This is a genomic window from Mesorhizobium sp. M7A.F.Ca.US.006.01.1.1 (genome assembly GCF_003997935.1).
Classification (GTDB): domain Bacteria; phylum Pseudomonadota; class Alphaproteobacteria; order Rhizobiales; family Rhizobiaceae; genus Mesorhizobium.
Map to the genome: position 1 here is coordinate 1 of NZ_RZQL01000060.1, position 26,701 is coordinate 26,701.

The following is a 26,701-nucleotide window of genomic DNA, read 5'->3' on the forward strand; positions in this document are numbered from 1 at the left end:
TATCCCTGCCGGCGAGCCGGTGCGGCTGCTTTTGACCTCGACCGATGTGATCCATTCCTTCTGGATCCCAAGCTTGGCCGGCAAGCTCGACCTTATCCCGGGCCACATGAACGTCCTGGATATCAAGGCCGACAAGCCAGGCGTCTACCGTGGTCAATGCGCTGAATTCTGCGGTGCGCAGCACGCCAACATGGGCACCTTCATCATCGCCGAGCCGCGCTCGAAATTCGATGCCTGGCTGAACGACCAGTTGGAGCCTGCCGGCGCGCCGGCGAGCGGCGAAGCCAAGGTCGGTGCGGACCTGTTCCTCAAACGCCCCTGCGTGATGTGTCACAGGATCGGGGGGACGCCGGCCGGCGGAACGGTGGCTCCCGATCTCACCCACATAGCCAGCCGGCAGACGCTCGCTGCCGGGACCTTGACGATGAGCCGCGGCAATCTCGCCGCCTGGATAGCCGACCCGCAAGGCATCAAGCCCGGCTCCCACATGCCGGTGGTGGAGCTCAGCGGCGATGAGCTCAATGCCGTGGTCGCCTATCTCGAGGGTCTGAAATGAGCAGCGCGGATCTCACAAGCCAACGCGACCTGCCGCCGGAGCGCAAGGTATCTGCAAAAGGCGACATCGCGCCCGAGCATGACGGACCGCGCGACACCGGCATGGATGATGCCGGCCTGCATCGCTGGCTCGAGCGCACCTGGCGGACGCCATCCGGCATCGTCGGAGCCTTGTCGAGCGTCGATCACAAGGTGATCGCACGACGCTATTTGATCACCGCTTTCGTGTTCCTTGGTCTTGGCGGCCTCAACGCTGTCGTCATGCGCATCCAGCTTTCTGGACCGCAACGCGGGCTGATCGGGCCCGACCTCTACAATCAGCTGTTCACCATGCATGGCGTTACGATGATGTTTCTGTTCGCCGTGCCCATCGTGCAGGCGACCGGGATCTACCTGGTGCCGCTGATGGTCGGCACCCGCAACATCGCGTTTCCGCGCCTGAACGCGTTCAGCTATTGGGTCTACGTCTCGGGCGGCGCTTTCGCCTGGGTGTCCTTCGCCCTCAACATGGCCCCTGATGTGGGCTGGTTCGCCTACGTACCGCTGTCCGGCCCCGAATTCGCACCGGGCAAGCGGGCTGACGTCTGGGCGCAGATGATCACCTATACCGAAGTGTCGTCACTGGCCGTCGCGGTGGCGACCATCGTCACGGTCTTCAAGCAGCGAGCCCCCGGCATGTCGCTGGACAAGATCCCGCTCTATGTCTGGGCGATGCTGGTCACTTCCTTCGTCGTCGTCTTCGCGATGCCGGCGGTGATGATCACCTCGACTTTCCTGATCCTTGACCGGCTGGTTGGCACGCACATCTTCAACCCGGCCGAAGGTGGGGATGCTCTGCTGTTCCAACACCTCTTCTGGTTCTTCGGCCATCCGGAAGTTTACATCATCTTCCTGCCGGCGACGGGCATGGTGTCCTCGATCATTCCTGTTTTCGCCAGGCGACCGACATTCGGTCATCTCGGGCTGGTCCTGTCGCTGATCGCGGTCGGCTTCCTTTCGTTCGGGCTTTGGGTCCATCACATGTTCGCCACCGGCCTGCCAAAGCTTGGCGCCAGCTTCTTCACCGCATCCAGCATGATGATCGCCATCCCGAACGGCGTACAGATCTTCTGCTGGCTGGCAACATTATGGGACGGCAGACCGGTGATCCGAACTCCGTTGCTGTTCGTCTTCGGCTTTTTCTTCATCTTCGTCATCGGCGGGCTGACGGGCGTGATGCTCGCCTCAGTGCCGTTGGATCTTCAGGTCCACGACACCTATTTCGTCGTCGCCCATTTCCATTACGTGCTGATCGGCGGCTCGGTGTTCCCGCTGCTTGGCGCGGCTTATTTCTGGTTCCCGAAGGTCACCGGCCGCATGATGAGCGAACGCCTCGGGCGGTGGCATTTCTGGCTGGCCTTCATCGGGTTCAATGCAGCCTTTTTCCCGATGCATCTGGTCGGCCTGTGGGGCATGCCACGACGTGTCTACACCTATCCGGCCGAGCTTGGCTGGGGCAACATCAACCTTTTCATCTCGGCTGGGGCGTTACTCTTCTTCCTGAGCTTTGTCCTGTTCACCTTCAACCTTGTGCATGGCGCGTTGAAAGGCACCTCGGCCGGCAACAATCCGTGGGACGCAGGAACCTTGGAGTGGGCAACATCCTCGCCGCCGCCGAGCTATAATTTCGCACGCATTCCCATCGTGACTCATATCGAGCCGCTCTGGGCCGAGCGCGAGGCGCTCCCTGTAGCGACCGGGCTCCGCGTCGACGCGCGCGAACTCCTCATCTCGACCGTGGCCGAAGCTCATCCCGACATTCGCGAGAAATCGGCCGCCCCTTCGATCTGGCCGCTTTTAGCGGCGCTGGCCGTCGGCGGCACGTTTCTCTATTCAATCTTCACGCCCTGGGCGATCGTCTGGGGCGCCGCGCCAATCGCCATCACGTTGATCGGATGGTTCTGGCCCAAGGGCGATCCGGAGGACGAGGAATGAAGCAGCGCGCCGCCGCCGATCTTTCTGGCCTGCCCACCTTCGGGCACGGTCCGCGCAGCCCGACCTGGTGGGGCACGCTGGGTTTCATGGCGCTGGAAGGCACGGGCTTCGCGCTGGCGGCCGGCGCTTATCTCTACCTTGCGCAGTCATGGCCAGACTGGCCCCTCAGCGCACCGCGCCCGAACCATTGGCCCGGAACGATCGTCACCATTCTGTTCATCGTCAGCCTTGTGCCTAACCACATCCTCCACCGCTATGCCAAGCAATGTTCGATGGTGCCGGTGCGGATCGGGCTGATGGTCATGTCGCTGCTCGGCATCGCTCCGCTCGTCGTGCGCTGGTTCGAATTCCCGGCCCTCAACATCTATTGGGACACCAATGCCTATGGATCGATGCTCTGGGTGCTGCTCGGGCTGCACACCACCCATCTCATCACCGATGTCGGCGACACCATCGTGCTGACTGTGCTGATGTTCACGCGCCACGGCTATAGCGGCCGTCGCTTCGGCGATGTCGGCGACAATGTCTTCTACTGGGACTTCGTGGTCCTGACCTGGATTCCGATCTATCTGCTCATCTACTGGGTGCCGAGGCTAGGCTGAGATGCGTGCATTACGCCTGGGAACGTCTTGGGGTGGTCTTCTGTCAGGGCCGCTGGCGTGGGCGGTCTCGACACAGCTGAATTATGCGCTGGTGCCCTGGCAATGCAATCGCCAGGTGCCGGTCGTGCTTCCCGTGGCGCTGCTGCTCGTCTTGTTGTCGCTGCTCGGCGGGGCGCTGTCGTGGCGGGCGAAGCGGCGAGGCGGTGCCGCATTCAAGCCGGAGCGTACGCGCGCCACAGAGCGCTTCGTCGCCAATCTCGGCATGCTGTCGGCGTTGCTGTTTGCGCTTGTGATCCTCATGCAAGGCAGCGCGGCGCTGATCCTGGATGAGTGCCTGCGATGAATCTGGACGGGCTGTTCTCTACTTCCATCTGCTACGGCGCCGGCGCACCCGAGGCCGGGTGGACGCTCGCGCTGCCCATCACCCTGCCACTTGCCGTGCTTGCCCTGATATATGTCGTTGGAGCTGGCCGGCTTTGGCGGCGCAGCAGCCGCGGCAGGACTCTGCGGCTGCGCCAGGCTCTGCTGTTCACGGCCGGATGGGGCGTGTTGACGGCCGCGTTGGTCAGCCCGATTCATGCACTCGGTGAGCAGATCTTTGCGGCGCATATGATCGAGCATGAACTGCTGATGGCCGTGGCGGCGCCGCTGCTGGTCTCCGCCAGCCCGGCTGCGGCCTTGATGTGGGGATTTCCCGCCGGGGTCCGGCGCATTCTTGGAATGGCCGCGCACGGCAGATGGCTGAATGCGGTTTGGTCTTTCGTAACTCGACCGCTCAGCGCGACCATTGCCCACGGCCTGGCCATATGGATCTGGCACCTTCCGGCGTTGTTCGAGGCCGCGCTCGAACGCGGCGTGATGCACTATGCACAGCACGCGAGCTTCTTCGGAACAGGGCTGCTGTTCTGGTGGGTACTCTTGCCGCGTCCCGGCCGCCAGCATGCCTATGGGACCGCAGTGATGCATCTTTTCGTCACCTCGCTGCACACTGGCCTGCTTGGCGTGCTCCTGCTGCTCTCGCCGCGGCTCTGGTACCCGCAGAACGCGGTGGGTGCGGCACTATGGAATTTGAGCCCCCTGGAAGACCAGCAACTTGCCGGGCTGGTGATGTGGGTTCCCGCTGGACTGATCTATGGCGGCGCAGCGCTGCTGCTGGCCGCGCTGTGGATCAAGGCGAGCGGAAGGGGGGAGGCTGCGCATGCCTACGAGCTTGTCTAAGCTGCTTGCCGGCGCCAGCGTCGCGCTGGTGCTGCTCGTTGCGGGCGTGGCCGGAATGACCTGGTGGTCCGATCAGGCGGCGCGCATCCGCCACGAGGCGGAGGCGGCCACGGGAGGTGACATTGCGCGCGCCATGCCGATCATGACTGCGAATGGTTGTTCCGGCTGCCATACGATTTCGGGCGTGCCGGGCGCGCAAGGGCAGGTCGGTCCACGCCTCGACGCCAGTCTTGCTGACCGCACCTTTATCGGCGGCGGGCTGGCCAACAATCCAGAGAACCTGATCCGCTGGATACGATCTGCCAGGGAAATCAATCCGCGCACGGCCATGCCATCGACCCGAATTTCGGAGCAGCAGGCGCGCGATATCGCGGCCTACCTCTACGCTCTGAAATGATTGAGCGGTTCATCGTCTGAACAACAACGCCGGCCCTTCTGACGAGCCGACTATCGTTGATCCATTCAAGCTAGGTTTGACGCTGAGATGGATCGGAAATCCGTTCACGCACGGCGTGCTCGGTCTTGTCTGCTGTGGACTTCACGATCTCGCCGAGCTGATCGGCGATCGTGTCTGCTTCCATATGTTGCCGGCCAGCTTCCTGCTTGATGGTTCCATAGGCTTCGGCGGCGACCTGCTTGGCCTCGTCGAGACCCCTGTCGAGCATGGTTTCGGCGGTATCGCGAAGCTTGTCGCCATAGGCGCCTAGCTGCTCATCCTCCGTTGCGGTATGGGGCAGCATTGCACCTATGGCGGCGCCGATGGCGAGACCCGCGGCCGCTATGGCCAAGGGCTGGTTCTCCAACAGATCTTGCGCGGAGCGGGTGGCTTTCGCCGCCATGTCGCCGGTCACCGATCTTGCAGTGGCCGTGCTGCCCGTCAAACCCTCCGCGGCGCTGCTTGCCGCGCTGGAAACGGTATCGCCGACGCTGGTGGCAGCTGATGACAGAGATGCGGCGGCATCGGAAAGCGTGCTGCCCAGGCCTCCACGTTCCCGTTCATCATGTCGTCCCGGCGCCGAGGGCATTGAGTAGCCAGCCGAACCGCGGGCGGTGTCTGCGATACCACTGCCGAACATCAGCCAAGCCAGACCCGCTCCCACCATGGTGACCGGCAAAGGATTGTCTCGGACCTGCGTTCTGAGGTTGGCGAGCATGGCCGAACTCTCCCCTCCCGAGAACAGCCCGGTGAACTCATCCAGCAATTGTCCCGGCGACATCCTGCCTCGAATGGATTCGGCGGTCTCCATCACCCGCGCACGGGCTGCCTCGGCCTCGCGTTCAAGTTCGGCTGCGGATTTCTCAGTCATCTCACTTGTTCCTTGATCACGCTCGCGTCGCGCTTGAGCTGTTCCTGGGTGCGGTCGGGGGTAAGTTCCGAAGGCGCCATGCTGGCCGTCCCGGTCCGCAGCAGGATAATGCCGAGGGCCGCCACGACCACGCCGACCAGCAGGGAAGACCACCCCGCGCCAAGTCCTGCCCGCGTCAGTGCAATAACGAGTGCCTGCAGCAACACCATTAGCGCGGCGAGCAGGCAGATCGCGCCGCCCAGCACTTCCGCGGCACCTGCTCCGGCCTTGGCAAGCTTTTCAGAAAGCTCGGCCCGAAACAGCCTGGCCTCGGTTTGCACCAAAGTGGTGACATTCTGGGCCAAGTCGGTGATCAGCCCGGCAAGGCTTGGGTTGTCCTGGGTGTTCATCTGTCCTGCTCCGTGCTCTGCATGGCCCCATCATCGCCGACGACGCCAGAATCCTGCGACCGATCAGCGGACCAACCCTGTGCCTGATCGGTGTGGGATTTGAGGTCTCCCGGCGCATCCTGAAATTCTCGACCCGCCGGCGGCGAGGCCTTGATGAACCGCCCGAGAGCCAATCCGGCCAATACCGATCCGGCAAGCAGGACACCGGGATTTTGCCGGCCAAAGGACTGCACGTCCTCCAGGACCTGGCCGAACGGCTTCTGTTTCAATGACGATGAAAGCCGCTCCAGGCCACCGGCAGCATCCAATGCGAACTTCGATGCGTTCCTTTCATCGTTGTTGGCCAGGTGGTCACTGGCCGCGCGCAGTGCGCCGCCCAGCGCCGCCAGGCTCGATCCGATGTCGCGCTGCGCTTCCTGCGCCTTGTCGGAGATGACCTCCCTGGCTTCAGATGCATAGTCGCCAGCCTTGCGGGTGACCGTGTCACGCGCGTCGTGAAGCAACTCGCTGGCACGCTCATTTTCCTGGCGAAGCCTTTCGGAAACGTCGCTTTTCGCCTTGTCGAAATCGGTGGGCTGTCCGCCCTGATCGTTTTCATGCTGCATGGGGCCACCTAGTGAAGACCGAGGAAGGAGAGGACCGCCAGCACGACAACGATAACGCCGATAAGATAGATGACACTGTTCATGTGCACGTCCTCCGTGGCTGTCCAACTTCGCGGAGCCGGCGATGTTCCCTAGGTGAAGCATTTATGTCGAAGCGGAAATGGAGAGCTTCGTCAGGCACGCACCAGTCACCAATGGGTGCGCCCTACTCCGCAGGAGCCGCTAGCAGGAGACAGCCGAGTGCCGGCTGCCTCCGGCATTGCTATCTTTGCCTATTCGGCTGCCCGCCTGTCGATCATCTGCTCGCTCTGGGCGCCGGAACTTGGCCGAGGCGGCGACAGGATGGGCTCCTCGCCCATTGGCGAACCGGCGACCAGGGAGAACTCGCCCTTGCCGTCCATCGACGGTCCTTCGCTCCAACGTCCCTGCGCTGGTTCGACACCTTCGACGAAGCAATTGATGAAGGCATAGGATACGTCCTGATGCTCCTTTTCCTGCGGGAAGGAGTTGGGGACCGGCAGAGACGCGTTCAGTCCGCCCATATCTTCGATTGCCGCGAGCCACTGCTGTTGGTGCATGGTGTCGCGCGCAATAAGGAAGGACAGCATGTCCTTCATGCCGGGATCGCTGGTCATGTTGTACAGGCGGGTCGCAAGCACGCGGCCGCTTCCTTCCGCGGTGACGTTTGCGACCATATCCGCGGCAAGATTGCCGCTGGCATAGACATGCGAAGCATTGAAGGGAACGCCGTTGGCGTTTTCAGGCAGTGCGGCCAGGCCGGTCGACAAGATATGGCGGAAGTTCATCCCGTTGAGGACCGAGCCGCCGACCGTGTCCGACGAGATGTCCTCCTGCAGCGAAAGTGGTGCACCCTCAAGATTGAGGGCGACCGCAGTCGCCAGCATTTCGATATGGCCGAGCTCCTCGGTCGCCGTGTTCAACAACAGGTCGCGGTATTTGGCCGGCCCGCGGCATCCCCATGCCTGGAAGAAATACTGCAAGGCCACGCGGATTTCGCCTTCTACTCCGCCGATGGCCTGCTGCAAGGCACGGGCAAAGACTGGATTGGGCGTTTCCACACGAACCGGGTACTGCAATTTCTTGTCGGTGTAATACATGGCTGACTCCTGGTTGGAAGTCAGCCGAACCTCAGCTCTGATGCATTGTTCCGTGCGAGGAACACTTAATTCCGGCAGGCTTTCCGCGGGAATGTCTCGAGCCACGGACGCTTATTCGCAATGCGAGCCGTCCAGTTCGTTGATGCAGTCGGTGCGAGTGGCGCCGACCGGATCACGCGACCCTGGAAAGCAGAGCGACGTCACATCTGGCCAAGCCGTAGCGCCACCGATGATCAGTCGTGGCGACCCGGCTCTGATAAAACAGTGAAAGCTGGCTGCCTTCGATCATCACTGTCGAGTGGCCGTTCTCTCCCGGCTGGCCTGGTTCCAGCACCGGGCCGATCGAGACGTAAGGTCCAGCAACGTTATCCGCGATGGCAAAAAACACGCGTTGCCGGTTCCCGCGAAGGCCATTGGGCAGAAAGCAAGTGGCATTGAGAAGCACGCGACCGTCCGGCAATTCGACCAGTTGTGCGCCCTCAATGCCCCATTCATAGTCGGGATCCTCTCTCGTGTTGTGGTGAGGCACATCATTGTGGTCGAGGATCTTGCCGATCCGCTTCCAGGGACCGAACCATGAGTCGGATTGGCTGCGTGCGAGATAGATGTCGGGCTGCGGCACCCTGGTGAATTTTGGCATGGCGGAATAGACGAGGTAGCGCTTGCCGCCAATAAGTGCGGGATGCGGATCGTAAATGCCATCTTCCTCGGTGTCCGGGATGGCGAGGATTGCGGGGCTAAGAACCACCCACTGGAACCCGTCATTGGAAACCGCATGCTCGCAGCGGCCGCCAGACTTCATGAACTCGGTCTGGATGAACATGTGAAAGACGCCGCTTTCGTGGATGACCCCCGGAGCCGCAACACCACTCCCATTGATTGGAAGCTCGATCGACTGATGCTCGGTCCACGGCCCATAAAGGTCCGGCGCCGTGGCGTGCAGTATCGTCCACGTCTCGGTGGTCACCGTGCCGCTCGAGCCGAAGACGTGCCACAGGCTGCCATCAAAGACGGGGCAAGGGTCCTTGAGATCATCCACGCTTTGCGGATGAAACAGCGGAAAAACGTTGGTCGCAAAGTCGATCTTCATATCAGCCCCGGAATTCGCCTGGCACGGACTCGCCAGCGATGCGGGCGAATCAACTTGATGTCCTGCGCATTTTATAGCCAGCGACTTCAACGCAAATACGGCAGGTCCGTTCTCCACCGACATTCCCCCGTCGCTCACGCATTCAAAGCCCGGCGATGCGTGGCGGGCGTTCTCAGCTTCGTGGAAATATGGTCGCATCCGTGATCCGAGCGGTGACTGAGAGCTCTTCACTTCACCTTGGAACAACTCACGCGCTGGAAAGTTAGGAGCTGGCATCGAAGTCTATTTCTCCTCGATCCGCGCTTAACAAATGTTAGTCATAACATAAACTAAAGATTACGAGAAGGAACATCTCAATGGAAGCAGCCTTGGGCAGGGTATCCGCCAGTAAACACATTGGCAGGGAAAATCTACTGGTTTGCTTCTCCCACTTGCGATGGAACTTCGTTCATCAACGGCCGCAGCATATCCTCACCCTCGCATCCGAGCAGCAGAGAGTGGTCTACTTTGAGGAGCCTGTTTTCGAAGAACTGCCACAGCCGCAGATGCGGACGAGCGAGGCGTCGCCAAACATTCTAATCGTGACACCAGTGCTGCCGCTCGGCGCGTCGGCCGCGAAATCAGATGCCGTGCAGCGGAGATTTGTTCAGCAGATCATAGCTTCTATGCCGCACAGCCGGCTGATCGCCTGGTATTACACGCCGATGGCTCTCCGCTTCACGGAGTTCCTTGACCCAGACATATGCGTCTACGACTGCATGGACGAACTCTCCGCTTTCAAGAATGCGCCGCCCGAACTGGCGCAGATGGAAAAGGCACTTCTGCGCCGTGCCGATCTCGTTTTCACCGGTGGTCTGAGCCTGTTCGAGACCAAGCGCCGCCTGCATCAGGCTATTTACCCCTTTCCGAGCAGCATCGACGTGAAACACTTTCACAAGGCAAGGCTGCCAGGAAAGGACCCAGCCGATCAGGCCGGCATTCCTCACCCGAGGGTGGGGTATTTCGGCGTCATCGACGAGCGGCTGGACGCCGGACTCGTGGCGCTAGCGGCGCGGACGATGCCGGACGTGCATTTCGTCATGATTGGCCCCGTGGTCAAAATCGATCCTGCAATCCTGCCGAAGGCCGACAACCTGCATTGGCTGGGCGCGAAGACCTACTGCGACCTGCCCGATTATCTGCGCCATTGGGATGCCGGGTGGATGCCGTTTGCACTCAACGAGGCGACCCGGTTCATCAGCCCAACCAAGACGCCAGAGTTCCTGGCTGCGGGCCTGCCCGTAATCTCGACGGCGATCGTTGACGTCGTGCGCAGCTACGGCGCTGCTGGACTGGTGGAAATCGCCGACAGCGACGACTTGGAGAGCAAGCTGCGCTCCATGCTTTTGCGACCGCGTGAGATGCTGCTGCCGCAAGTCGATGCCTATCTGGCTGACATGTCGTGGGAAAGAACATGGACGGCCATGGCCGCTCACATTGAGGGCGCCTACCGACGCAAGAAGGTCGTCCCGTTGCGCAGGAGCGCATAGCCATGTTCGATTGGCTGATCGTCGGCGCGGGGTTTGCCGGCAGCGTGCTTGCCGAAAGAATAGCCTCGCAGCGTCATGAAAGCGTTCTCTTGGTCGATCGCCGCAGCCATGTCGGCGGCAACGCCTATGATTGCTATAATGAAGCCGGCATCCTCATCCACCGCTATGGGCCACATATTTTTCACACCAACAGCCAGTCGATCGTGGACTACCTCTCGCAGTTCACCCAATGGCGCACATACGAGCATAGGGTTCTGGCGGCGGTGGATGGGATACTGCTCCCCATCCCGATCAATCTGGACACGATAAACCGCCTTTATGGCCTCGAACTGAATTCTGCACAGTTGGAGGAGTTCTTCGCGTCGCGACGCGAAACGGTAGAGGACGTGCGAACGGCCGAGGATGTTGTCGTCAGCACCGTGGGACGCGAACTCTACGAAAAATTCTTCCGTGGCTACACCAGAAAGCAATGGGGCGTCGATCCGAACCAGCTGAGCAAATCGGTGACGGCACGAGTGCCGACCAGGACCAACCGCGATGACCGATATTTCAGCGACAGCTTCCAGAAGATGCCTGCCGGCGGATACACGAGGATGTTCGAGCGCATGCTCGACCATACGAACATCAAGATCATGCTGCAGACCGACTTCCGCGAAATTCGTGACGAGATACCGTTCAACCGCCTGATCTATACCGGCCCGATCGACGAGTACTTCGGCTGGCGGCTGGGGCGTCTTCCTTATCGTTCGCTCCGCTTCGAGCACGTCACCCTCGACCAAGAGCAGTTTCAGCCGGTTGCCGTCGTCAACTATCCCCAGACGGAAGATTACACCCGCATCACCGAGTACAAACATCTGACCGGCCAGCAGAACGCGCGGACCAGTCTGACCTACGAATATCCTACCGATATCGGGGACCCGTACTATCCGGTGCCGCGGGCCGAAAACGAAGAGCTCTTCAAGCGCTACGAAGCGCTTGGCGCAACCTGTCCCGACGTGTGGTTTGTCGGTCGCCTGGCAACCTACCGCTACTACAACATGGATCAGGTGGTCGGGCAGGCCCTGGCAACCTTCGCCCGCATCCAGAAGAGCGTCCCGGAATGGGCGAGCGCGGGGAAGGCGTCGTTGGCCGAAGGGGCGCTGTAGCTCGCCCACCCGGACGTACCTGGGAGCATCGAGCGTGGCAAGGCGGCGCCGACAGGCGCTCGCAACATCCCTCGTGCCGCTCATGTATTAACGCGTCAGGTTCGCCGCGAACAAAGCTCGCTGGCGGGCCAATTCCTCCGCGATGGGCTTGCGGACGTGCCGACTGCCGTCCGCCTGGACGACCGAAAACAATCCCACCTCCGCATGCCGCGAATTGTCCCAGCCCGGATAGGCGGTTATCGGGTATAGGCAAATACCTTCGATCGGCGCTTCGAGGTCAATTGCGGCACGCACCTCGTCGCAGACATAATGGAGCCACGCCGCCCCGCCTGATCCCTCGGAGCCGGTCTCGGCGATGAACATCGACTTGCCATATCGATGCGCGACCTCGATCAGCATCTCGGATAGGGCACGGTACTCGTGGTGCCCCATGGGAATCGTCGGCCCGTTGAGGTACCACTGATTGTGCGGGTAGAAATTCAGGCCAACGACATCGACAACATCGTCGCTGCCCCCCAACTCAGGCTCTGCCCGGCCCAGCAGCATGTCGTAAGCTTCGAACTGTCCGAGACGGGCATTTTCGGCCCGACGCCGTTCGGTCCGCGTCCGGTCGCGAGGGGCAATGTGGATAAGCGGCTCGGCCCAGACAAATCTGCAAGCGGGATCGACCTCGCGCATCGCGCGAACGCCAGCTATTGCAGCTCTCACGAGGTGCCTCTTGAACCATCCCCGCTTCTTCGGGCCAACGCGCGGGAAATAGCCAACCTCAACAGCCCAGGCGAAAAACGAGATTTCGTTGATCGGGCACAACAATGGCGCTGTACCGGCGATTGAACGATGAACCCTCACAGCTTCTGCAGCGAACGAGGCATAGGCATCGATGAAATGCATCGACCCTTGATCAACGTGGTCTGGACATCCGTAGTGGAAGATGTCCCAGATGACCTGGACACCTGCCGATTGCGCTGCTTCGACCATCGGCGTCCAGCTTGACCAGTCATAGTTTCCAGGAGCGGTTTCGATGAGGTGCCAGCGCAACCCGTCGCGGACGGTACGAAGACCGAGTTCGGCGCAACCGCGGTAGTCGCCCAGGGCGTGCAAATAATGCGAGGTCGCACGGATAAGATCGAGGCGGACGCCGTCCTTGCGCCGGTGCGACGAGCACTCAAAACCAGCCATGAAAAAACTGGCGAAGGGCGACGTGCCCGCAATCGAAGTCACCTCATTGCCTTCGCTGTGTCGTGCTTCGCTCATACGAAGTCTCCTGCAGGCATTTGGGCTCAGTCTCGGCTGCCGAATGCAGATCGAAGCAGCCATGAGCAATCCGGCTGCCGTATCTCATCCGCCAGGCTGCACTTTCGTCCTGTGCTTAACGGGATGGTTCCAAACCGGATGATCGAGCCTTTGTTCCCGTCGACCCCGTCAGAGGCAGACAGCAGCCAGGGAAGAAGCTGCGCGAGGCAAGTCGGGGGTCAGGCACATGCCGTGATCGGATCATCCAACGCTCCGGCGAAGGCAGGCAACAGTCCGTTCAAATTTCGACTTTCCAATATCGATCATGCAGGCGAGAGGGACGCGGCCCGTCGCGTCAAGCCGCTCCGTCGATCTTTGCCGGCAGAGCGCGCGCCATTCAGCTCAAGCGGGAACATTGGCTACGTCAGCAAGTTTGATCGCCATAGCAAGGGGCCGCAGGGCGGGCGCGCAGATGAGACATCTGCTCAAGGAAATCCTGGTCGAGATCGCTGAAATCCTTCCAGCGATGGCTCAAAAGGGCGACAATTCGGCCGAAGCACTGCCTGTCCATGCGCCGAACTTCCCCCACGATCTGGAGCCGGTTATCCGGGCAGACCCTTCCTGCGAGGTGCCATCGCAACGCGCCGACGGTCGGCATAAATCAGTCGCAGTTGAGCAAGCCGCAAGCTGTATGGAGGGATACGGCGCCGGCTCGGATGATCTTACCTTTGCCAGTCACTGCAGATGAATCCACGGTCAAGGCTCACGCCTCTGACGGGCACCACGCACGGCGTCGAATGCCGAGCGAACGGCTTCAACGTTTGAGGTGTGGGGCCGGGCTTACGGCCTGAAGATCAACGACGGTTGGCGTGCGCCTCTTCATCGCGCCATCGCTTCGGTCCGCCTGCGACGCTATGCGGCACGGTCGCGCGTGAGCCAACCCGTACCCACGGGTCAATCTCTTCTCCCAAGAAGGCCGTGCCATGGAGGGACCAATAGCGCGGCCCGGCCGAGGTATGACCCACTAGCCTTCGTCGGATGCCAGTGACAATATCCCACCAGGCGCCACCTGCAGCAGTTCCCTTGGACGGTCATGTTCTGGCAATGAGATGATCCAGCCATAAGGTGCGCGGCTCAACAGCCTCTACCCCGTAGCATGTCTTTAAAGTGGCTTCTTCGAAGTGCGCTCCGGAGTGCTGGAGCAGCCACATCACACGGGTTTTGTCGTCGACGCTGCCTTCTAAAGGCGCGTGGTAGCGGGAGCAGTCATGACACCCTCCGATGGGGCGGAAGCATGTTCTTCGCTCACAGCCGGCGGAGCCCAGAAACTACCGCCGCGAGAGCAATAATATTTTCAGTCGAGATCATGTGACCGGCAGAAGCGTTCTAGTGCCTCTCTTTCAGAAATCGGGCTTCACGAAGCAGCGAATTCCAATCCGTGCCGATAAGCTTGATCAGACCGCGCGCATCCGGCTCTGAAATACCGACTTCTTCAGACAGACGTCGGGCAAGCAATTGCTGATTGCCCTTTTCGACTCGGCCATCGCCATCCTTTTTCATTGGGTTCCTCCTTTGGGAAGCCAACTTGCGGAATGACCTTTCGTTTCACGAAACAAGAAAAAAGCCCGCGTCCGATTCGCGGCAGCGAGGATAGCGCCATTCGCTAGGGACTGTCGCAGGCGGTGCAAAGCAGGTCCACCTGGGGCGATCCAACACCACACACCTTCGATAACGTACGCAAACCGGTCCCAACAGAACCTGCGCGAAACCCATGCAAGCCGCGCCGAAACGCCCCGCAGCCCCTCAGAATTAACGGGGATTGGCATCGGTGGTGTGTTTTGGGACGTGGGCGGTCAGGGGGGTCTCCTGACCCCCATGTTGAGGAAATGCTTCGGTCCGGGGCCGCCACGGTCCTCGAACGTAGCGACTATGACGCCAGGGACTGGTATTTCAAGGGCCGCTATGGGAGATGGTCCAAGGGCGCGGGATGCTCGGATCAAAAACCGCGGGAACGCGGCCGTATCTTCTTTGATCACTGCCTGATGAACATGCCCGTATAGGTCTGGCCGGCGAGCGTATGGGTTGCGGACAGCGTGCCGTCGGGCATCATCCTAAAACTGACGTCCGCGCCATTCGGGAGGCGCCCCAGCTTCAACGTATTCCCTACAATTTTTCCTTCGCCCGCGGCCTCACCCGGATTGTCATCGCTCAGAATTCCCCACGCGTAGGTTACGGCCACCTTCCCGTTTGAAGAAACAGATGGAACAGACAGTTTACCCTCATATGTGCCTTCCAATCGCCCGACCCAATTGCCCGAAAAAGCAGCGTACTTTGTTGGAACGCCCTTTGAAGGAGGAATGATTGCCACGGATTGATCCATTATTGCCGGGCCGGGGGGAACAACGGCAGGATCCAAGGCGGATTGGGAGGGAATGGCAGCAGGTTCGATAGCGGCGGATTGCAGCGGTTCAGGAGCCGATTGGCACGCGGGTAGGGCAAGTGCTGCGAAGGCCAGTATAAGGTTCCGCATCAATTTCTCCACATCGTTTCCGACGGACATATCCGAAAGCCCACTGATCGGCAGAAAGTTCCATTCCCCACCAGGCCGGATTTGGAGACGCCTGATGAACCATGAGTGACCCCAATAGATAGCCGCTCGTCAACCGTGTAGCGACATTGCGCGGCCGCACCCCAAACGGGCTCGTTGAGATGCCCATTTGCAAGGCCGGATTTCTCGCTTCAGGTGAGACGCCTTTTGCCTGATGCCTGGCCGGAGCCATCTGGCCCTCATAGGTGAGATTGCAGCGTCAAGCCTTGGCGGATCAACCACCTCATGTGATGTCGCAGCGACCATTGCGAGCGCAGCCTATGTCATAGGTTAATGCGCTGCTCGAGGGGCTCGATTATGGGTGTGCAGCACTCCTGTGCCCCGTGCAATGAAGTCCCGGCCAAGGACCTGCCTCGGCATCCTGAATTCCCAGTTCCCGACCAGCAGTCCGGCGCCTCGTTACGGCTATCCGGAACTTTTGACGCGGATGCAAGTTCGATAACCAACATCAGCTAGGTAGCCACTTTGTCACCCACTTCATCCTCGGATGTACTTATCCGCAAGCTCCAGAGCATCTCGGATCTCCGAGAGGGCGATATTGATGTTTTGAAAGACATCCAAATTCAGGAGAAGGATTTTCTTGCCAATTACGACCTGGTGCGTGAGGGTGACCGCCCTGTCAATTCGTTCGTGGTTTTGGATGGCCTGCTCGGTTCCACCAAACTTACCGGCGATGGCAAACGGCAGATTACATCCTTCTTTGTGGCTGGGGACATTCCCGATCTGCACGGACTGCATCTGTCGGTCATGGATTGCAATTTCACGACCCTGACAGCAGCCAGACTGGGCTTCATGCGACATGACGCTCTTCGCGCCATTTGCGAACAGCATCCCCGAATCGCGACGGCTTTTTGGCGCTCGACGCTGATCGATGCAGCGATTTACAGGGAATGGGTAACGAATGTGGGACGACGAGAGGCCTATACGCGCATGGCTCACATCTTGTGCGAACTGATCTTTCGCTTGCGCTCGGTTGGACGCATCCAGGATCACGTCGCGGATCTTCCCATTACCCAGGCAGCACTTGGCGATGCATTGGGCTTGTCTACAGTCCACGTCAACCGAATGCTTCAGGAACTTCGACGTAGAGGCCTCATCGCCACCACAGGCCCAAGGGTGCAGGCTCTTGATTGGCCCGGCCTCACTCGTGCAGGTGATTTCGAAACGACGTACCTGCACCAAAGGAACCCCGCAGCTTAGTGGTGACGGAAGCTTTCGGATGGCACGATTTTTCTTTGATAGTGGCGATCACGATGTGGTCATCCAGGACGAAATCGGCATCGAATGTGCCGGTCTGGAGGAGGTGCGCCGCGTGGGCTTCGAAGGCCTTATCGACCTTACGAGAGATGCACTGACCGAGGTGGACGGGCAGCAAGTATTTGTTGAAGTGCGGAACGAAAACGGCGACAGGATTCTGAGGCTGAGCATCTCGCTTCAGATCAAGCTGATGAGATAACGTGCGATAGGACTTGCTGCGACAGAATGGTGCCGAACGCCGGCACACCAAACGGAGCGGCGACGAAACCGAATGCCGCGTGGCCGGACTGACGCACGAAGATGCCGCCGCCATTTGCGACCAGCTCGGGTTCTCCACATTGGACAAATCGGAAAGCCGCAGCAGAAGGGCATGCCCGCCTCAGTGGCGCAATGCGACTGATTTAATCGATGTCGCGATTTTTGTATGAAGTTCTGGAACGCGCACTCTCAGCGCTCGTTCATGTTGTCTCAGCAGAGGGTCGTCGAGATGCAACGAAAAGCGAACGAGGCAAGCCGGGTGGCGAAAGGCCAGGACCTTGAGGTCGAACATCTGGTCGAGCTCACGGAAATTGACCCCAAGCAGGCACGAACGCTGCTTCGCAGGCATGGCGCCGATTGGCCGAAGCTCAAAGACGAGGCGGAAGCTCTGAAGAAGGAAGACTAATCGTCACCTTCCGAGCGGTTGGCGAGAAAGCAGTTCTAGCTCATCCTCATCCGTGACCCCAGCCTGGTAGTAAGCCAGAATACGTGATGCGCGCCGCTCCTTCTCGGTTGCGGTTTCGTTTTTGATCTTGCTGCCTGCGAAGACGCGACTGAGCAGGGCAAGTTCTGATGGGGTGAAGGCGTCTCTATGCATCGCATCTCAACTCCCGCGCGCCCGTCTCGAGAGCGTCGAGGCGGGCTGAAGCCGTGTTGCAGCCTCTGCGCGTCTTTCGGAGATTAAACAAAAAGGCTGTCCGCACCAGCCAGAAACGGTCTTTTTCGGGTTCACGGCGTGATCTGCCCGGCGGCCGCAACATCTGGCTCGATGGCGACAGCGGAGAAACCGGCTTCAACCCGATCGCAAGATGCCTGGCTCCTCTGTTTCCTTGAACTCTTCCGTATCCCTGGGCGCGGCGACCAGATCCTGGAATCCGATAGTGGCGACGAGATAGCCTGCTTCGTCGTAAACCTTCGTCACCCAACTGGTCGGGTCCACGCCATCGACAATTCCGTCGAGCATGGCCTCCTTGGCTGCACGCTTCGCCTCTCTGACAGCCTCATCTCGATCAGCCATATCGGCAAAGATTGCAGGCTGGGCCATGCCTTCGATAAACTCGAAGCGAAATTTCGGCATCGGTCGCTCCAGTCATTGTGCCAGCGCATCGGACATTTCTGGCAGGTTTGACGCTCAACGCGGCGGTGTCGAAAAGGATGCAGCGGGTTGATTGCGCGTGATCATCAAACCTCAGGCAGCATTGCTGCCTCCCATCTCCCAATCGCCTTGCCAACGTGCGCGCACGGCGATCATCAGTGTGGCCGCTTCCGTCATTCCTGTTTCAAACAACCTGATCAGCTCTCTCGCTACGGCGTTGGCCGCCGCCGTGTCGGGCAAGATAGCAAATTCCTGGCACAGCGCGTCGAACGCGTCGCGAAGGATGTTCAGGTCACTGGGGTAGAGAGCTTCCGTATTCGTGCGGGTTGGTCGGCTAAGCATCAGGCGCTCCTATTCGGCTACAGTGGGATTGCTCCCAAGCAGCGGCGCCCGTTACACAGCCGCTGACAATGGCTTTATGCGGCACAGCCCAGCAGGTGTCATTAAACTATGATGCACGGCGCGTCGTTCGCCCGTTGAGGGCGCATATGGAGTTGTCCTTGGCTGTCGTGACGCAAGTTTCTTCGCAATGCGTCGGCGGCCTAGCCCCGACCTGTTGTCCGGCGCCTGGAACTCTTCGCGACTGACGGCATTATCTAGTCCGACCAACCGGGGGCGAAATGGGAGTCACGTCACGCGAACGTTCGTCTGAAGTGCAGCGCTTCCAGCTTCTGGCGGGGTTGGGTGACAGGATTCGGGAGATCGATGATCCTGCCGAACTGGCATTTGCGGCAGCGGAATTGCTTGGGAAGCATTTTGGCATCAGTCGAGCCGGATATGGCACGATCGATCTCGAGAAAGAAACGATAGTCATCGACAGAGACTGGAACGCGCCGGGAATCCGAAGTCTGGCCGGAACTCTGAACTTCAGGGACTACGGCTCCTATGTCGATGATTTGAAACGAGGCGAGACGGTCGTCTTCGAGAATGCCGAGACAGACCCGCGAACCCACGACCATGCCGAGGCTCTCAAAGCAATCAGCGCCCAATCCGTCATCAACATGCCGGTCACGGAGCGCGGCGGGTTGGTTGCGTTATTGTACCTCAATCACTCCGAGCCAAGACACTGGACGCCGGCCGAGGTTGCTCTGGTTTCGGAAGTGGCTGACCGGACGCGCACCGCAATTGAACGGCTTCGTGCGGAGAAGGCCCTGCGTGAAAATGCCGAGCGCCTGGCCTTTCTGGATCGCCTCGGCAGAGAGATATCCCCGGCGACAGATGCCGACGCTGTCATGGAGGTCACCACCCGTCTACTTGGCGAACATCTAGGCGTTTCGATTTGCGCCTACGCTGACATGGAGCCGGACCAGGACCACTTCACCATTCGCGGCGACTGGAGCGCTCCTGGCTCGCCTAGCATCAGGGGATACTACAGTCTTGCCGATTTCGGTCGCCTCGCTGTTGGCAATCTGACCGCCAATCGGCCGCTCGTCATCAACAACAATCTCGAGGAAATTGCACCAGAGGAAGCAAAGACCTTTCAGGATATCGGCATAACGGCAACGATCTGCATGCCCTTGGTCAAGCAAGGCCGGCTGGCTGCGCTAATGGCCGTTCACGACACGCAGCGCCGCGTCTGGTCGCAGCGCGAACTGTCCTTGCTGGCGGAGGTGACAGAGCGGTCATGGGCTCACATCGAGCGCGTCCGCTCGGAACAGGCTGCCCGAGCGAGCGAGGAGCGGCTAAGGCTAGCGACCGATGCAGCCGCTATCGGAACGTGGGACTATGATCCCATCACAAGGGTGCTGCGTTGGGACGACCGATGCAAAGCTCTCTTCGGTCTGCCACCTGAGGCGGAGGTGACATATGAGAGCGCGTTCCTGGCCGGTCTCCATCCAGAAGACCGCAAACGGGCGGATGAGGCCGTACGCCGGGCGCTCGCGCCGGGCGAGTCTTCCCGCTACGACATCGAATATCGGACGATCGGGCTGCGCGACGGAAAGGAGCGTTGGATAGCTGCAACGGGCGAATCTCTTTTCCGGTCCGGACGCGCGGTGCGTTTCATCGGCACCGTCATGGATATTACCGCGCGAAAGCGGGTGGAGAACCAGCTTCAGATGATGAATGCGACTGCCGCCGCCGTGGCAGCCGAGCTGGACGTGGAGCGCATTGTCCAGATTGTCACCGACGCTGGCGTCGCGCTGTCAGGCGCGCAATTCGGAGCTTTTTTCTACAATGTCCTCGATGACAAGGGGGACAGCTATGTGCTCTACGCCCTGTCGGGAGCGCCACGCTCCGCTTTCGAAAATTTTCCCATGCCACGCAACACGGCCGTGTTCGAGCCTACTTTTCGCGGGACGGGCGTGGTGCGTTCCGATGATATCCTCATGGATGTGCGCTATGGAAAAAATTCGCCGAGGAAGGGAATGCCGGAAGGCCATCTTCCCGTGCGATCCTATCTTGCCGTGCCGGTCATTTCGCGATCGGGCGAAGTGCTGGGTGGGCTGTTCTTCGGACATTCCGGTTGCGGTGTCTTTGCCGCAGAGCATGAGACAGCCTTGCTGGGGCTGGCCGGTCATGCCGCCACGGCAATCGACAACTCCCGACTGTTCAAAGCGCTGCAGACGCTCAACGCCACTCTTGAGCAGCGTGTGGCTGAGGAAGTTGCCGAACGCGTCCGAGCAGAAGAGCACCTGCGCCAGGCGCAGAAGATGGAGGCCGTGGGACAGCTTACCGGTGGCATCGCCCACGACTTCAACAATATGCTGGCTGTCATCATTGGCGGTTTGAATCTCGTGCAGCGCAAGCTCCGAAACGGCGACACGAACGTGAACCACTTCGTCACCGGTGCAATCGATGGGGCACAACGCGCTGCGGAACTTACCAAGCGGCTGCTTGCCTTCTCTCGCCAGCAGCCCTTGGCACCGACGCGCCTGAATCCTAATCGACTCGTCTCCGGCATGAGCGAACTGCTGAGCCGAACGCTTGGAGAGACCATAGCAATCGAGACGGTGCTCGCCGCTGGGCTGTGGCATGTGGAGGCCGATGCAGGGCAATTGGAAAGCGCATTGCTCAACCTTTGCGTCAACGCACGCGATGCCATGCCCGGCGGCGGAAAGCTCACGATTGAAACGTCTAACGCCCATATTGACGATCGGTATGCGAGAGAAAACGCGATCTCCTCGGGCCAGTATGTGATGATAGCGGTCACCGATTCCGGAACGGGCATGACTGCGGACGTGCTGGCAAGAGCCTTCGATCCGTTCTTCACCACAAAGGGAGTCGGCAAGGGTACCGGATTGGGACTTAGCCAAGTGTATGGGTTTGTTCGTCAGTCCGGTGGCAGCGTCAAGATCTATTCCGAACTCGGTGTCGGAACCACCTTGAAGATCTATCTACCGCGGTCGCATGGCGGCATTCCCGACAGCCCGGCCGCCGCCTTGGCGGGCGAGCATCCGGGACATTCAGACGAGGTCATCATGATCGTCGAGGATGAAGATCGTGTACGCCTGATGGCCGCAGAAGCGCTGCGAGAACTGGGCTATTCCGTCCTGGAAATGTCGGGGCCACGAGATGCACTTGCCGCCGTGGAGAGCGGGCATGTGCCTTCGCTTCTGTTCACCGATGTGGTCATGCCGGAAATGTCAGGCCGCGAACTGGTGGACAAGGTCAGGACATCGCACCCGTCACTAAAGGTGCTCTACACCACCGGCTACACGCGAAACGCGATTGTTCACAATGGCACGCTCGATTTTGGAACGGAGCTTTTGACCAAACCCTACACGATCGACGAGCTGGCCGAGAAGGTCCGAAAGGTGCTCGATCGAAAGTAACGATCGGCCAGAGGCGATGTACTCAAGCGGCCGACCCAAATCCACTGCAGGCACGGCGGGGCGGTATGATGTCTCGCCGGAACCAGGGGGACTGCCGCGAGTTCTCTGGAATGGCAAATCATCCGATCACCAGCGCCCTTACCTCAATCGGCACACTGACTTCCCGTCCCGCTGCGTTCCTGGTCTTGTTGGCCTACGCAATTCTTTGGATGATTTTCGAGCGACAGAGCTTGGATTGGCATGGAGCCGCAACATTGTTCACCTGGGCGATGACGCTGTTCATCCAGCGTGCGGAGCACCGCGACACTCAAGCGATCCATGCCAAGCTGGACGAGATCCTGCGGTCAGATCACGCGGCTTCAAACATCACCCGGATCGACGATGAAGAGCCCGAGGAGATCGAAAAACATCGCCATCGCCAGCAACAGGGCGATTGACGTGCAGCCTTTCGGTCCCGTTGCGTCAGGCGCCCGTAAGAAGACCTCCCGCATTGCGCCTTGGCGAAAGGTGCTCATCTATCTGGCCATTGCCGCCATCGGCAGCCTGCTCACGGTGTTGATCATAAACCTCACTCCGCAGCCGCGCGTTCTACGATCTATCGTCCCCCACCGGTTCGACGCTACGGATCCCCAATTTTCCAAGACGATGAGCAGCTATTCGCAAGGGCAGATGTTCGGTTCCAACGCGGTCCAAACTCTCGTCAACGGAGACGAAATATTTCCCTCAATGCTGCAAGCAATCGGGGCGGCTCGATCCAGCGTCAACATGGAAACGTATATTTATTGGTCAGGAGCCATCGGCTACGAGTTCGCGATCGCATTGGCGACGAAGGCCCGCGAAGGCGTGGAAGTCCGCGTGAACGTCGACTGGGTTGGCAGCCTTCCCTTCGACGAGGACCTGATCCGCATCATGACGACGGCAGGTGTGCGGTTCGAACGCTATCGGCCGCTACGCTGGTATACGTTGGACCGTGTAAACAACCGAACTCATCGCAAGCTGCTGATCGTTGATGGCCGGATCGCTTTCACTGGCGGGGGCGGCATTGCCGATGATTGGCGCGGGAACGCACGCAACTCAAATGAATGGCGCGACACCCATTACCGGATCGAAGGACCAGCCGTGCCCGCATTCCAGGCGGCGTTCGCCGAAAACTGGCTTGAGACGACCGGCGAGACATTGCAGGGCGGGAAGTTCTACCCTGCAGTTGCGGCCGCTGGCGGTCTCGATGCGCAGTTGATACTTTCTTCGCAGCCAAACGGCTCGGAGAACATGGAGCTGATGATGTTGGCGGCAATAGCCGCGGCCAAGGATCATCTGCGCATCGGCATGGCCTACTTCGTGCCGGACGACATCGCGCTGCAGCAGATTCTTGATGCAAGGAAGCGAGGCGTCTCGGTCGATGTCATCGTTCCCAATTGGCTCACGGATGTGCCTGTGGTGCGAAAGGGCTCGCGCTTTTTCTGGGGCGAATTGCTCAAGGCCGGTGTGCGCATCTTTGAGTTTCAACCCACAATGTACCATCCCAAGCTTTTGATCGTCGACGATGTCTGGGTGAGCTTTGGCTCGGCTAATCTGGATGAGCGATCCTTGCGCCTCAACGATGAGGCCAGTCTGAACGTCTACGGCTTGGAATTCGCGCGGACGCAAATAGACGTTTTCAACGAGGACCTGAAGCGATCAAGGCAGGTCAGTCTGGAAGAATGGCAAGCGCGTCCGCTAAGCGAAAAGGTCACCGACTACTTTGCGAGCAGGTTTCGCTCCCAGCTCTGATAATGGCGAGGAGGCGGAGATCCAAAGTCCCCGCGATTGCTCGCCAGGTATTTCGCAGCCTTGCTGGATCAGGTCGCGGAAGCCCTCCCTCCCAGCCGCGCTCGCCGCTGGACTCTCCCAGTGTTCCGCACGGATGTGGAGAGCCTAAAAGACTTCGATCACCTTACGGCTTCTCTTTTTGAGAGCCTGGATGGGTTTGCGGCGAGTTTGCGGCTGCGCCGGCGACGACTCCACCGGACGCTGTGCAAGCCTTGCTTGTCTCAGCCGCGCCGTCTTCTCGGCGCGTTGTGCGCGTTCAGCGTCCAGCGTCTCTTGGCTGATGCGTTTGGCGCGGTCGTATCTTTCCTTGTCATGATTGCGCGTCACGGACACCTCCTAGCCAGCAACAAAAATCCTGCGAAGCTTTTTGGTGACACGCTGCTTGCGTTCTATGGGAGACGGCGTGATGGCCTGTGCGAGGCGCGCTTCCTTCAACCGCGCCGTCTTGGCGGCGCGCTCAGCACGTTCCTTGTCGACAATGATTGCTGCAGCTGATGTGGTCTTCTCGTTGCGAGCGTCATTATTGGTCCGCGGCATCTCAGCGCCTCGCCTTAATTCTTGTCGCCCGCAGAGCCATTTTGTACCTGGGTCGTGCTCTAACCTGGTGTATCGCCCCCTTGGGCGAGATTTTGCCTCGATGAGCCGGCTTCATGCGCAGGTGGTTGTCGTTGTCCGCTTGTGGGATGGCCATCTCGGTTCTCCTATGCGGGCCGAACTTCGATATGACACAAGTGTTCCAAGGCAACGCGCAAGCTGCTGGGCTATTTTCGAGGCAAGGAAACGCGCTTCAGGCGCGTGATCGGGGAACCGTGACAGGGGGCCGTAGCTGGAACTTTGAGAGCGCAGATAGCGTCGGCGCCTGCACACGGCGGCCCTCTCCCAAAAGCTGTCAGCCGCGGCGGTGCGATTACCGGCAGCAAAGGAGCTTGGTGTCGACGATGAACTTCCTGGCGACGAGATCGTTCGGACATTGCTGCAGCGCAGGATCCCCCCGCGAGCGCATTAGCTGGGTATTGTATGGCGTTAGGGCCGTTGAACCACCACCGGGGTGTGTCAGTAGCACCTTACAGGCAGCCGCAGGTCCAAACGAGCAGCACCGTTCCAAGCGCATAAGGGACCAGAAGCAAACCTATCGTCACCCAGAAAGCCGGCTCTGCCAAGGCGGCCATGTCCTTGCGAAACTGCTCCATGGGGCTACCCCGGCAACTTCGACAAACGAAAAGAGCTGATCTGGTATGGCCTACGGCCCGCTTTTGGCATCTTCGACCTCCAGCGCATCCATGAGGGCTGCCACATCGCTGGGTTCGCCAGCGGCGTCACCATGCACGCCAGTTCGCGCTTTCTTGAGCGCTTGCTCGATCGCATCTTCAATGTTTCCGAGCTCGTCCTCACGCACCTCGCGACCATAACCGGCCGCTTCGGCATCCTGCTCGAATTGCTGAGCCAGCACGGCGAAGCTCACTTCCTCTTGGCCGGCAAGAGTGCCGACATTCTCCTGCAGCCAGCTTTCAAAAAACTCTTTGGTCGCGTTCATCGGATAACTCCTCCACCGGATTAAGCGCGGCGGCGATCCGAAGTTCCGCCATGGCGTCACTTTCTCAATCAGACGAACAGAAGCGCGTGCGCTGACATTCACGGAAGGCAGCTGAACTTTCAGGTGCCACATGACCGCCGCTTCATTTGGCCTTTTGCGTATCCGGCGCGAACAGGGCTTGGCCTGCCAGCTTCGCGTGCAACGTGCGGGCCAGGTCAAGATGTTCAAGCACCGTCGGCAGCTTTTCGGAGGCGAAGCGCTGAAGCGCTGCATCCTCGCCCGAGCCCATCTCCCAAGCCAGGAGCTGCGCCGTCCTTTGGTGATCGACGATCTGCGCCCTCAGGTACGCCAGCTCAAACGCGGCGCCGTCGAGCTTTTCGAGATCGGAACGGATTTTCTTGTGATCTGGATCGAGCCCTTCGGGAAGTGGAATCTTGCTTTTATCGGCCACGGATTTCAGCTGCTCATTGGCCTTGTTGTGATCATCGACCATCCGATTTGCAAATTCACGGAGGTCTTCGTGGCTTGTCTTTCCAGCCGCGAGTCGCCCGAACTCTATCTCGGCCCTGCCGCCTGCCGTAATTAGCTGTACGAAAAGCCGATCCTGATAATTCGTCTGGTGCGGTGCTGGAACTCCAGGCTTCTCCATACTGGTATCGGGGGCAAGACCGGCTGGATTGCCGATTTGCGCCAGCGCACAGCAGGGCGACACTGCCAGGACTACTGTCATTATGGCGGCACGCATGAACTGTCCTCCATTCAATACCTAGTTAATTGTCGGCCACGGTTTTTCCCGGATGATGTCTAGAGCGTGAGCAAATAGGCCACCAATGCTTCCTTTTCCGATTGGTCGAGCTTCGTTCCGAGCACCAGGTTGAAGAACTCAACGGTATCGCCCAGCGTCATCAGACGGCCGTCATGAAGATAGGGCGGAGAATCCTTGATCCCGCGCAACGTGAAGGTCTTGATGGGTCCATCTGGAATGGCAACCTGGTCGTTGAACGTCTGACCAACTTTGTAGAATCGCTCGAGCTTCAGGTCGTGCATATTGTTGTCCATGAAGGACTGGGCTGGAACATGACATTCGCCGCAGCGGCCCTTTCCCATGAACACCTGCTCGCCCTTGATCTCCAGCGCACTGGCGGTAGCCGGGTCAAGTCGTCCAAAGGGATCGAGCTTGGGTGCCGGAGGAAAATCGATGATGTTCTGCATCTGCGCCATCATCGCGACCTGGTTGGGCCGATCCGGCAGGTTCACGCCCTTGCGGGTGGCGCTCACGTGATCGCCGTTGAAATAGGCGGTGCGCTGTTCGAACTCCGTAAAGTCTTCCACGGAACGCAGCGAGCGCTTGGATCCGTGGATCTGCTGGTTGAACAAGCCGCGCAGGCTGGTTGTGTCGAGCCGGAAGCGCTCGGCTTGCGGCCGCACGTCCGGGGTGAGGTGAAACGCCCCGTTGGTGTGGAAATTGGAATGGCAATCGAGGCAAGCGACACCCGTGCTTTGCATCGCTACCTTCCTGTCCTCGGTCTGGTTGAATTCCTCCTGCGGAAATGGCGTCAGCAGCAGACGAAGTCCTTCCATCTGCACGGGCGTGATGATGC

General features: G+C 59.8%; 30 protein-coding genes and 1 pseudogene. 15 read left to right on the forward strand and 16 right to left on the reverse strand.

Annotated features, from left to right (window positions below; translation table 11 throughout):
- From EN943_RS12870 to EN943_RS12895, 6 genes are all read left to right on the forward strand, one after another.
- Nucleotides 1-556 (forward strand): c-type cytochrome (locus EN943_RS12870; RefSeq protein ID WP_127412906.1); only part of this gene is annotated, 556 nt, incomplete at its 5' end.
- A complete protein-coding gene (gene ctaD, locus EN943_RS12875; protein WP_013525140.1) occupies nucleotides 553-2,529 on the forward strand; it encodes a cytochrome c oxidase subunit I in 1,977 nt (658 codons plus the stop codon). The genes EN943_RS12870 and ctaD, both read left to right, overlap by 4 nt.
- Nucleotides 2,526-3,131, forward strand: a complete 606-nt coding sequence (locus EN943_RS12880; RefSeq protein WP_013525139.1) for a cytochrome c oxidase subunit 3 — start codon at nucleotides 2,526-2,528, stop codon at nucleotides 3,129-3,131. The genes ctaD and EN943_RS12880 overlap by 4 nt, the downstream gene beginning before the upstream one ends.
- A 1-nt stretch (nucleotide 3,132) precedes the next feature.
- Complete coding sequence (locus EN943_RS12885) at nucleotides 3,133-3,474, forward strand: hypothetical protein (protein WP_013525138.1); 342 nt, start codon at nucleotides 3,133-3,135, stop codon at nucleotides 3,472-3,474.
- Nucleotides 3,471-4,349, forward strand: coding sequence for a cytochrome c oxidase assembly protein (locus EN943_RS12890; RefSeq protein ID WP_127412907.1), 879 nt, complete (start codon nucleotides 3,471-3,473; stop codon nucleotides 4,347-4,349). Before EN943_RS12885 ends, EN943_RS12890 begins: the two co-directional genes overlap by 4 nt.
- Complete coding sequence (locus EN943_RS12895) at nucleotides 4,330-4,746, forward strand: c-type cytochrome (RefSeq protein WP_063170780.1); 417 nt, start codon at nucleotides 4,330-4,332, stop codon at nucleotides 4,744-4,746. Before EN943_RS12890 ends, EN943_RS12895 begins: the two co-directional genes overlap by 20 nt.
- A gap of 70 nt (nucleotides 4,747-4,816) precedes the next feature.
- On the opposite strand, the gene EN943_RS12900 is transcribed toward EN943_RS12895, so the two are convergent.
- From EN943_RS12900 to EN943_RS12920, 5 genes are all read right to left on the reverse strand, one after another.
- A complete protein-coding gene (locus EN943_RS12900; RefSeq protein WP_245475830.1) occupies nucleotides 4,817-5,596 on the reverse strand; it encodes a hypothetical protein in 780 nt (259 codons plus the stop codon).
- A 56-nt stretch (nucleotides 5,597-5,652) separates the two neighbouring features.
- The gene (locus EN943_RS12905) at nucleotides 5,653-6,045 is read right to left on the reverse strand and encodes a phage holin family protein (protein WP_013525134.1); all 393 of its coding nucleotides are present in this window, start codon (nucleotides 6,043-6,045) and stop codon (nucleotides 5,653-5,655) included.
- Nucleotides 6,042-6,650, reverse strand: coding sequence for a DUF1206 domain-containing protein (locus EN943_RS12910; RefSeq protein ID WP_127412909.1), 609 nt, complete (start codon nucleotides 6,648-6,650; stop codon nucleotides 6,042-6,044). Before EN943_RS12910 ends, EN943_RS12905 begins: the two co-directional genes overlap by 4 nt.
- A gap of 272 nt (nucleotides 6,651-6,922) precedes the next feature.
- On the reverse strand, nucleotides 6,923-7,768 hold the full coding sequence (locus EN943_RS12915; RefSeq protein WP_063170783.1) for a manganese catalase family protein: 846 nt from the start codon (nucleotides 7,766-7,768) through the stop codon (nucleotides 6,923-6,925).
- A gap of 172 nt (nucleotides 7,769-7,940) precedes the next feature.
- Nucleotides 7,941-9,056 carry a hypothetical protein gene (locus EN943_RS12920; RefSeq protein ID WP_164778181.1) on the reverse strand — a complete coding sequence of 372 codons (1,116 nt, stop codon included), beginning with the start codon at nucleotides 9,054-9,056 and terminating at the stop codon, nucleotides 7,941-7,943.
- 158 nt (nucleotides 9,057-9,214) lie between these two features.
- Between EN943_RS12920 and EN943_RS12925 the strand changes: the two genes are divergently transcribed.
- Nucleotides 9,215-10,387 (forward strand): glycosyltransferase, encoded by a 1,173-nt coding sequence (locus tag EN943_RS12925; protein WP_127412910.1) that lies wholly within the window; start codon nucleotides 9,215-9,217, stop codon nucleotides 10,385-10,387.
- Nucleotides 10,388-10,389: 2 nt separating this feature from the next.
- Nucleotides 10,390-11,532, forward strand: coding sequence for a UDP-galactopyranose mutase (gene glf / locus EN943_RS12930; protein WP_127412911.1), 1,143 nt, complete (start codon nucleotides 10,390-10,392; stop codon nucleotides 11,530-11,532).
- A gap of 87 nt (nucleotides 11,533-11,619) precedes the next feature.
- Here glf and EN943_RS12935 read toward each other — a convergent pair whose 3' ends face one another.
- Entirely contained in the window at nucleotides 11,620-12,786 is a 1,167-nt protein-coding gene (locus EN943_RS12935; protein ID WP_013525128.1) for a beta-glucosidase, read from the reverse strand.
- A gap of 451 nt (nucleotides 12,787-13,237) precedes the next feature.
- Between EN943_RS12935 and EN943_RS12940 the strand changes: the two genes are divergently transcribed.
- Nucleotides 13,238-13,513, forward strand: coding sequence for a hypothetical protein (locus EN943_RS12940; RefSeq protein ID WP_127412912.1), 276 nt, complete (start codon nucleotides 13,238-13,240; stop codon nucleotides 13,511-13,513).
- A gap of 638 nt (nucleotides 13,514-14,151) precedes the next feature.
- On the opposite strand, the gene EN943_RS12950 is transcribed toward EN943_RS12940, so the two are convergent.
- Nucleotides 14,152-14,325 (reverse strand): hypothetical protein, encoded by a 174-nt coding sequence (locus tag EN943_RS12950; protein WP_013525125.1) that lies wholly within the window; start codon nucleotides 14,323-14,325, stop codon nucleotides 14,152-14,154.
- Between the two features lie 472 nt (nucleotides 14,326-14,797).
- Nucleotides 14,798-15,295 (reverse strand): hypothetical protein, encoded by a 498-nt coding sequence (locus EN943_RS12955; protein ID WP_127412913.1) that lies wholly within the window; start codon nucleotides 15,293-15,295, stop codon nucleotides 14,798-14,800.
- A 543-nt stretch (nucleotides 15,296-15,838) separates the two neighbouring features.
- On the opposite strand from EN943_RS12955, the gene EN943_RS12960 reads away from it, so the two are divergent.
- The 3 genes from EN943_RS12960 (at nucleotide 15,839) to EN943_RS12970 (ending at nucleotide 17,294) form a co-directional block, all read left to right on the forward strand.
- On the forward strand, nucleotides 15,839-16,573 hold the full coding sequence (locus EN943_RS12960; RefSeq protein ID WP_013525123.1) for a Crp/Fnr family transcriptional regulator: 735 nt from the start codon (nucleotides 15,839-15,841) through the stop codon (nucleotides 16,571-16,573).
- Nucleotides 16,574-16,592: 19 nt separating this feature from the next.
- On the forward strand, nucleotides 16,593-16,829 hold the full coding sequence (locus tag EN943_RS12965) for a hypothetical protein (protein WP_013525122.1): 237 nt from the start codon (nucleotides 16,593-16,595) through the stop codon (nucleotides 16,827-16,829).
- A 225-nt stretch (nucleotides 16,830-17,054) separates the two neighbouring features.
- A complete protein-coding gene (locus EN943_RS12970; RefSeq protein WP_032899472.1) occupies nucleotides 17,055-17,294 on the forward strand; it encodes a hypothetical protein in 240 nt (79 codons plus the stop codon).
- A gap of 3 nt (nucleotides 17,295-17,297) precedes the next feature.
- Here the strand turns inward: EN943_RS12970 and EN943_RS12975 are convergent, their stop codons facing one another.
- The 3 genes from EN943_RS12975 to EN943_RS12985 form a co-directional block, all read right to left on the reverse strand.
- Nucleotides 17,298-17,486 carry a hypothetical protein gene (locus tag EN943_RS12975; RefSeq protein WP_127412914.1) on the reverse strand — a complete coding sequence of 63 codons (189 nt, stop codon included), beginning with the start codon at nucleotides 17,484-17,486 and terminating at the stop codon, nucleotides 17,298-17,300.
- Nucleotides 17,487-17,681: 195 nt separating this feature from the next.
- Nucleotides 17,682-17,966 (reverse strand): hypothetical protein, encoded by a 285-nt coding sequence (locus EN943_RS12980; RefSeq protein ID WP_127412915.1) that lies wholly within the window; start codon nucleotides 17,964-17,966, stop codon nucleotides 17,682-17,684.
- A gap of 111 nt (nucleotides 17,967-18,077) precedes the next feature.
- Entirely contained in the window at nucleotides 18,078-18,326 is a 249-nt protein-coding gene (locus tag EN943_RS12985) for a hypothetical protein (RefSeq protein WP_013525118.1), read from the reverse strand.
- 278 nt (nucleotides 18,327-18,604) lie between these two features.
- Between EN943_RS12985 and EN943_RS12990 the strand changes: the two genes are divergently transcribed.
- The 3 genes from EN943_RS12990 (at nucleotide 18,605) to EN943_RS13000 (ending at nucleotide 23,527) form a co-directional block, all read left to right on the forward strand.
- Nucleotides 18,605-21,757, forward strand: coding sequence for a GAF domain-containing protein (locus tag EN943_RS12990; protein WP_063174008.1), 3,153 nt, complete (start codon nucleotides 18,605-18,607; stop codon nucleotides 21,755-21,757).
- Between the two features lie 110 nt (nucleotides 21,758-21,867).
- The gene (locus tag EN943_RS12995; protein WP_027036398.1) at nucleotides 21,868-22,194 is read left to right on the forward strand and encodes a low affinity iron permease family protein; all 327 of its coding nucleotides are present in this window, start codon (nucleotides 21,868-21,870) and stop codon (nucleotides 22,192-22,194) included.
- Nucleotides 22,139-23,527, forward strand: a complete 1,389-nt coding sequence (locus tag EN943_RS13000; protein WP_127412916.1) for a phospholipase D-like domain-containing protein — start codon at nucleotides 22,139-22,141, stop codon at nucleotides 23,525-23,527. Before EN943_RS12995 ends, EN943_RS13000 begins: the two co-directional genes overlap by 56 nt.
- A gap of 144 nt (nucleotides 23,528-23,671) precedes the next feature.
- Here EN943_RS13000 and EN943_RS13005 read toward each other — a convergent pair whose 3' ends face one another.
- The 5 genes and pseudogenes from EN943_RS13005 to EN943_RS13030 form a co-directional block, all read right to left on the reverse strand.
- Nucleotides 23,672-23,893, reverse strand: coding sequence for a hypothetical protein (locus EN943_RS13005; RefSeq protein ID WP_013525114.1), 222 nt, complete (start codon nucleotides 23,891-23,893; stop codon nucleotides 23,672-23,674).
- A 9-nt stretch (nucleotides 23,894-23,902) separates the two neighbouring features.
- Nucleotides 23,903-24,103, reverse strand: coding sequence for a hypothetical protein (locus EN943_RS13010; RefSeq protein WP_127412917.1), 201 nt, complete (start codon nucleotides 24,101-24,103; stop codon nucleotides 23,903-23,905).
- Between the two features lie 703 nt (nucleotides 24,104-24,806).
- On the reverse strand, nucleotides 24,807-25,100 hold the full coding sequence (locus tag EN943_RS13020) for a DUF768 domain-containing protein (protein ID WP_013525111.1): 294 nt from the start codon (nucleotides 25,098-25,100) through the stop codon (nucleotides 24,807-24,809).
- A gap of 142 nt (nucleotides 25,101-25,242) precedes the next feature.
- Nucleotides 25,243-25,845, reverse strand: coding sequence for a DUF4142 domain-containing protein (locus EN943_RS13025; RefSeq protein WP_127412918.1), 603 nt, complete (start codon nucleotides 25,843-25,845; stop codon nucleotides 25,243-25,245).
- A 59-nt stretch (nucleotides 25,846-25,904) separates the two neighbouring features.
- A pseudogene (locus EN943_RS13030) lies at nucleotides 25,905-26,701 on the reverse strand (cytochrome B6); the annotation flags it as partial.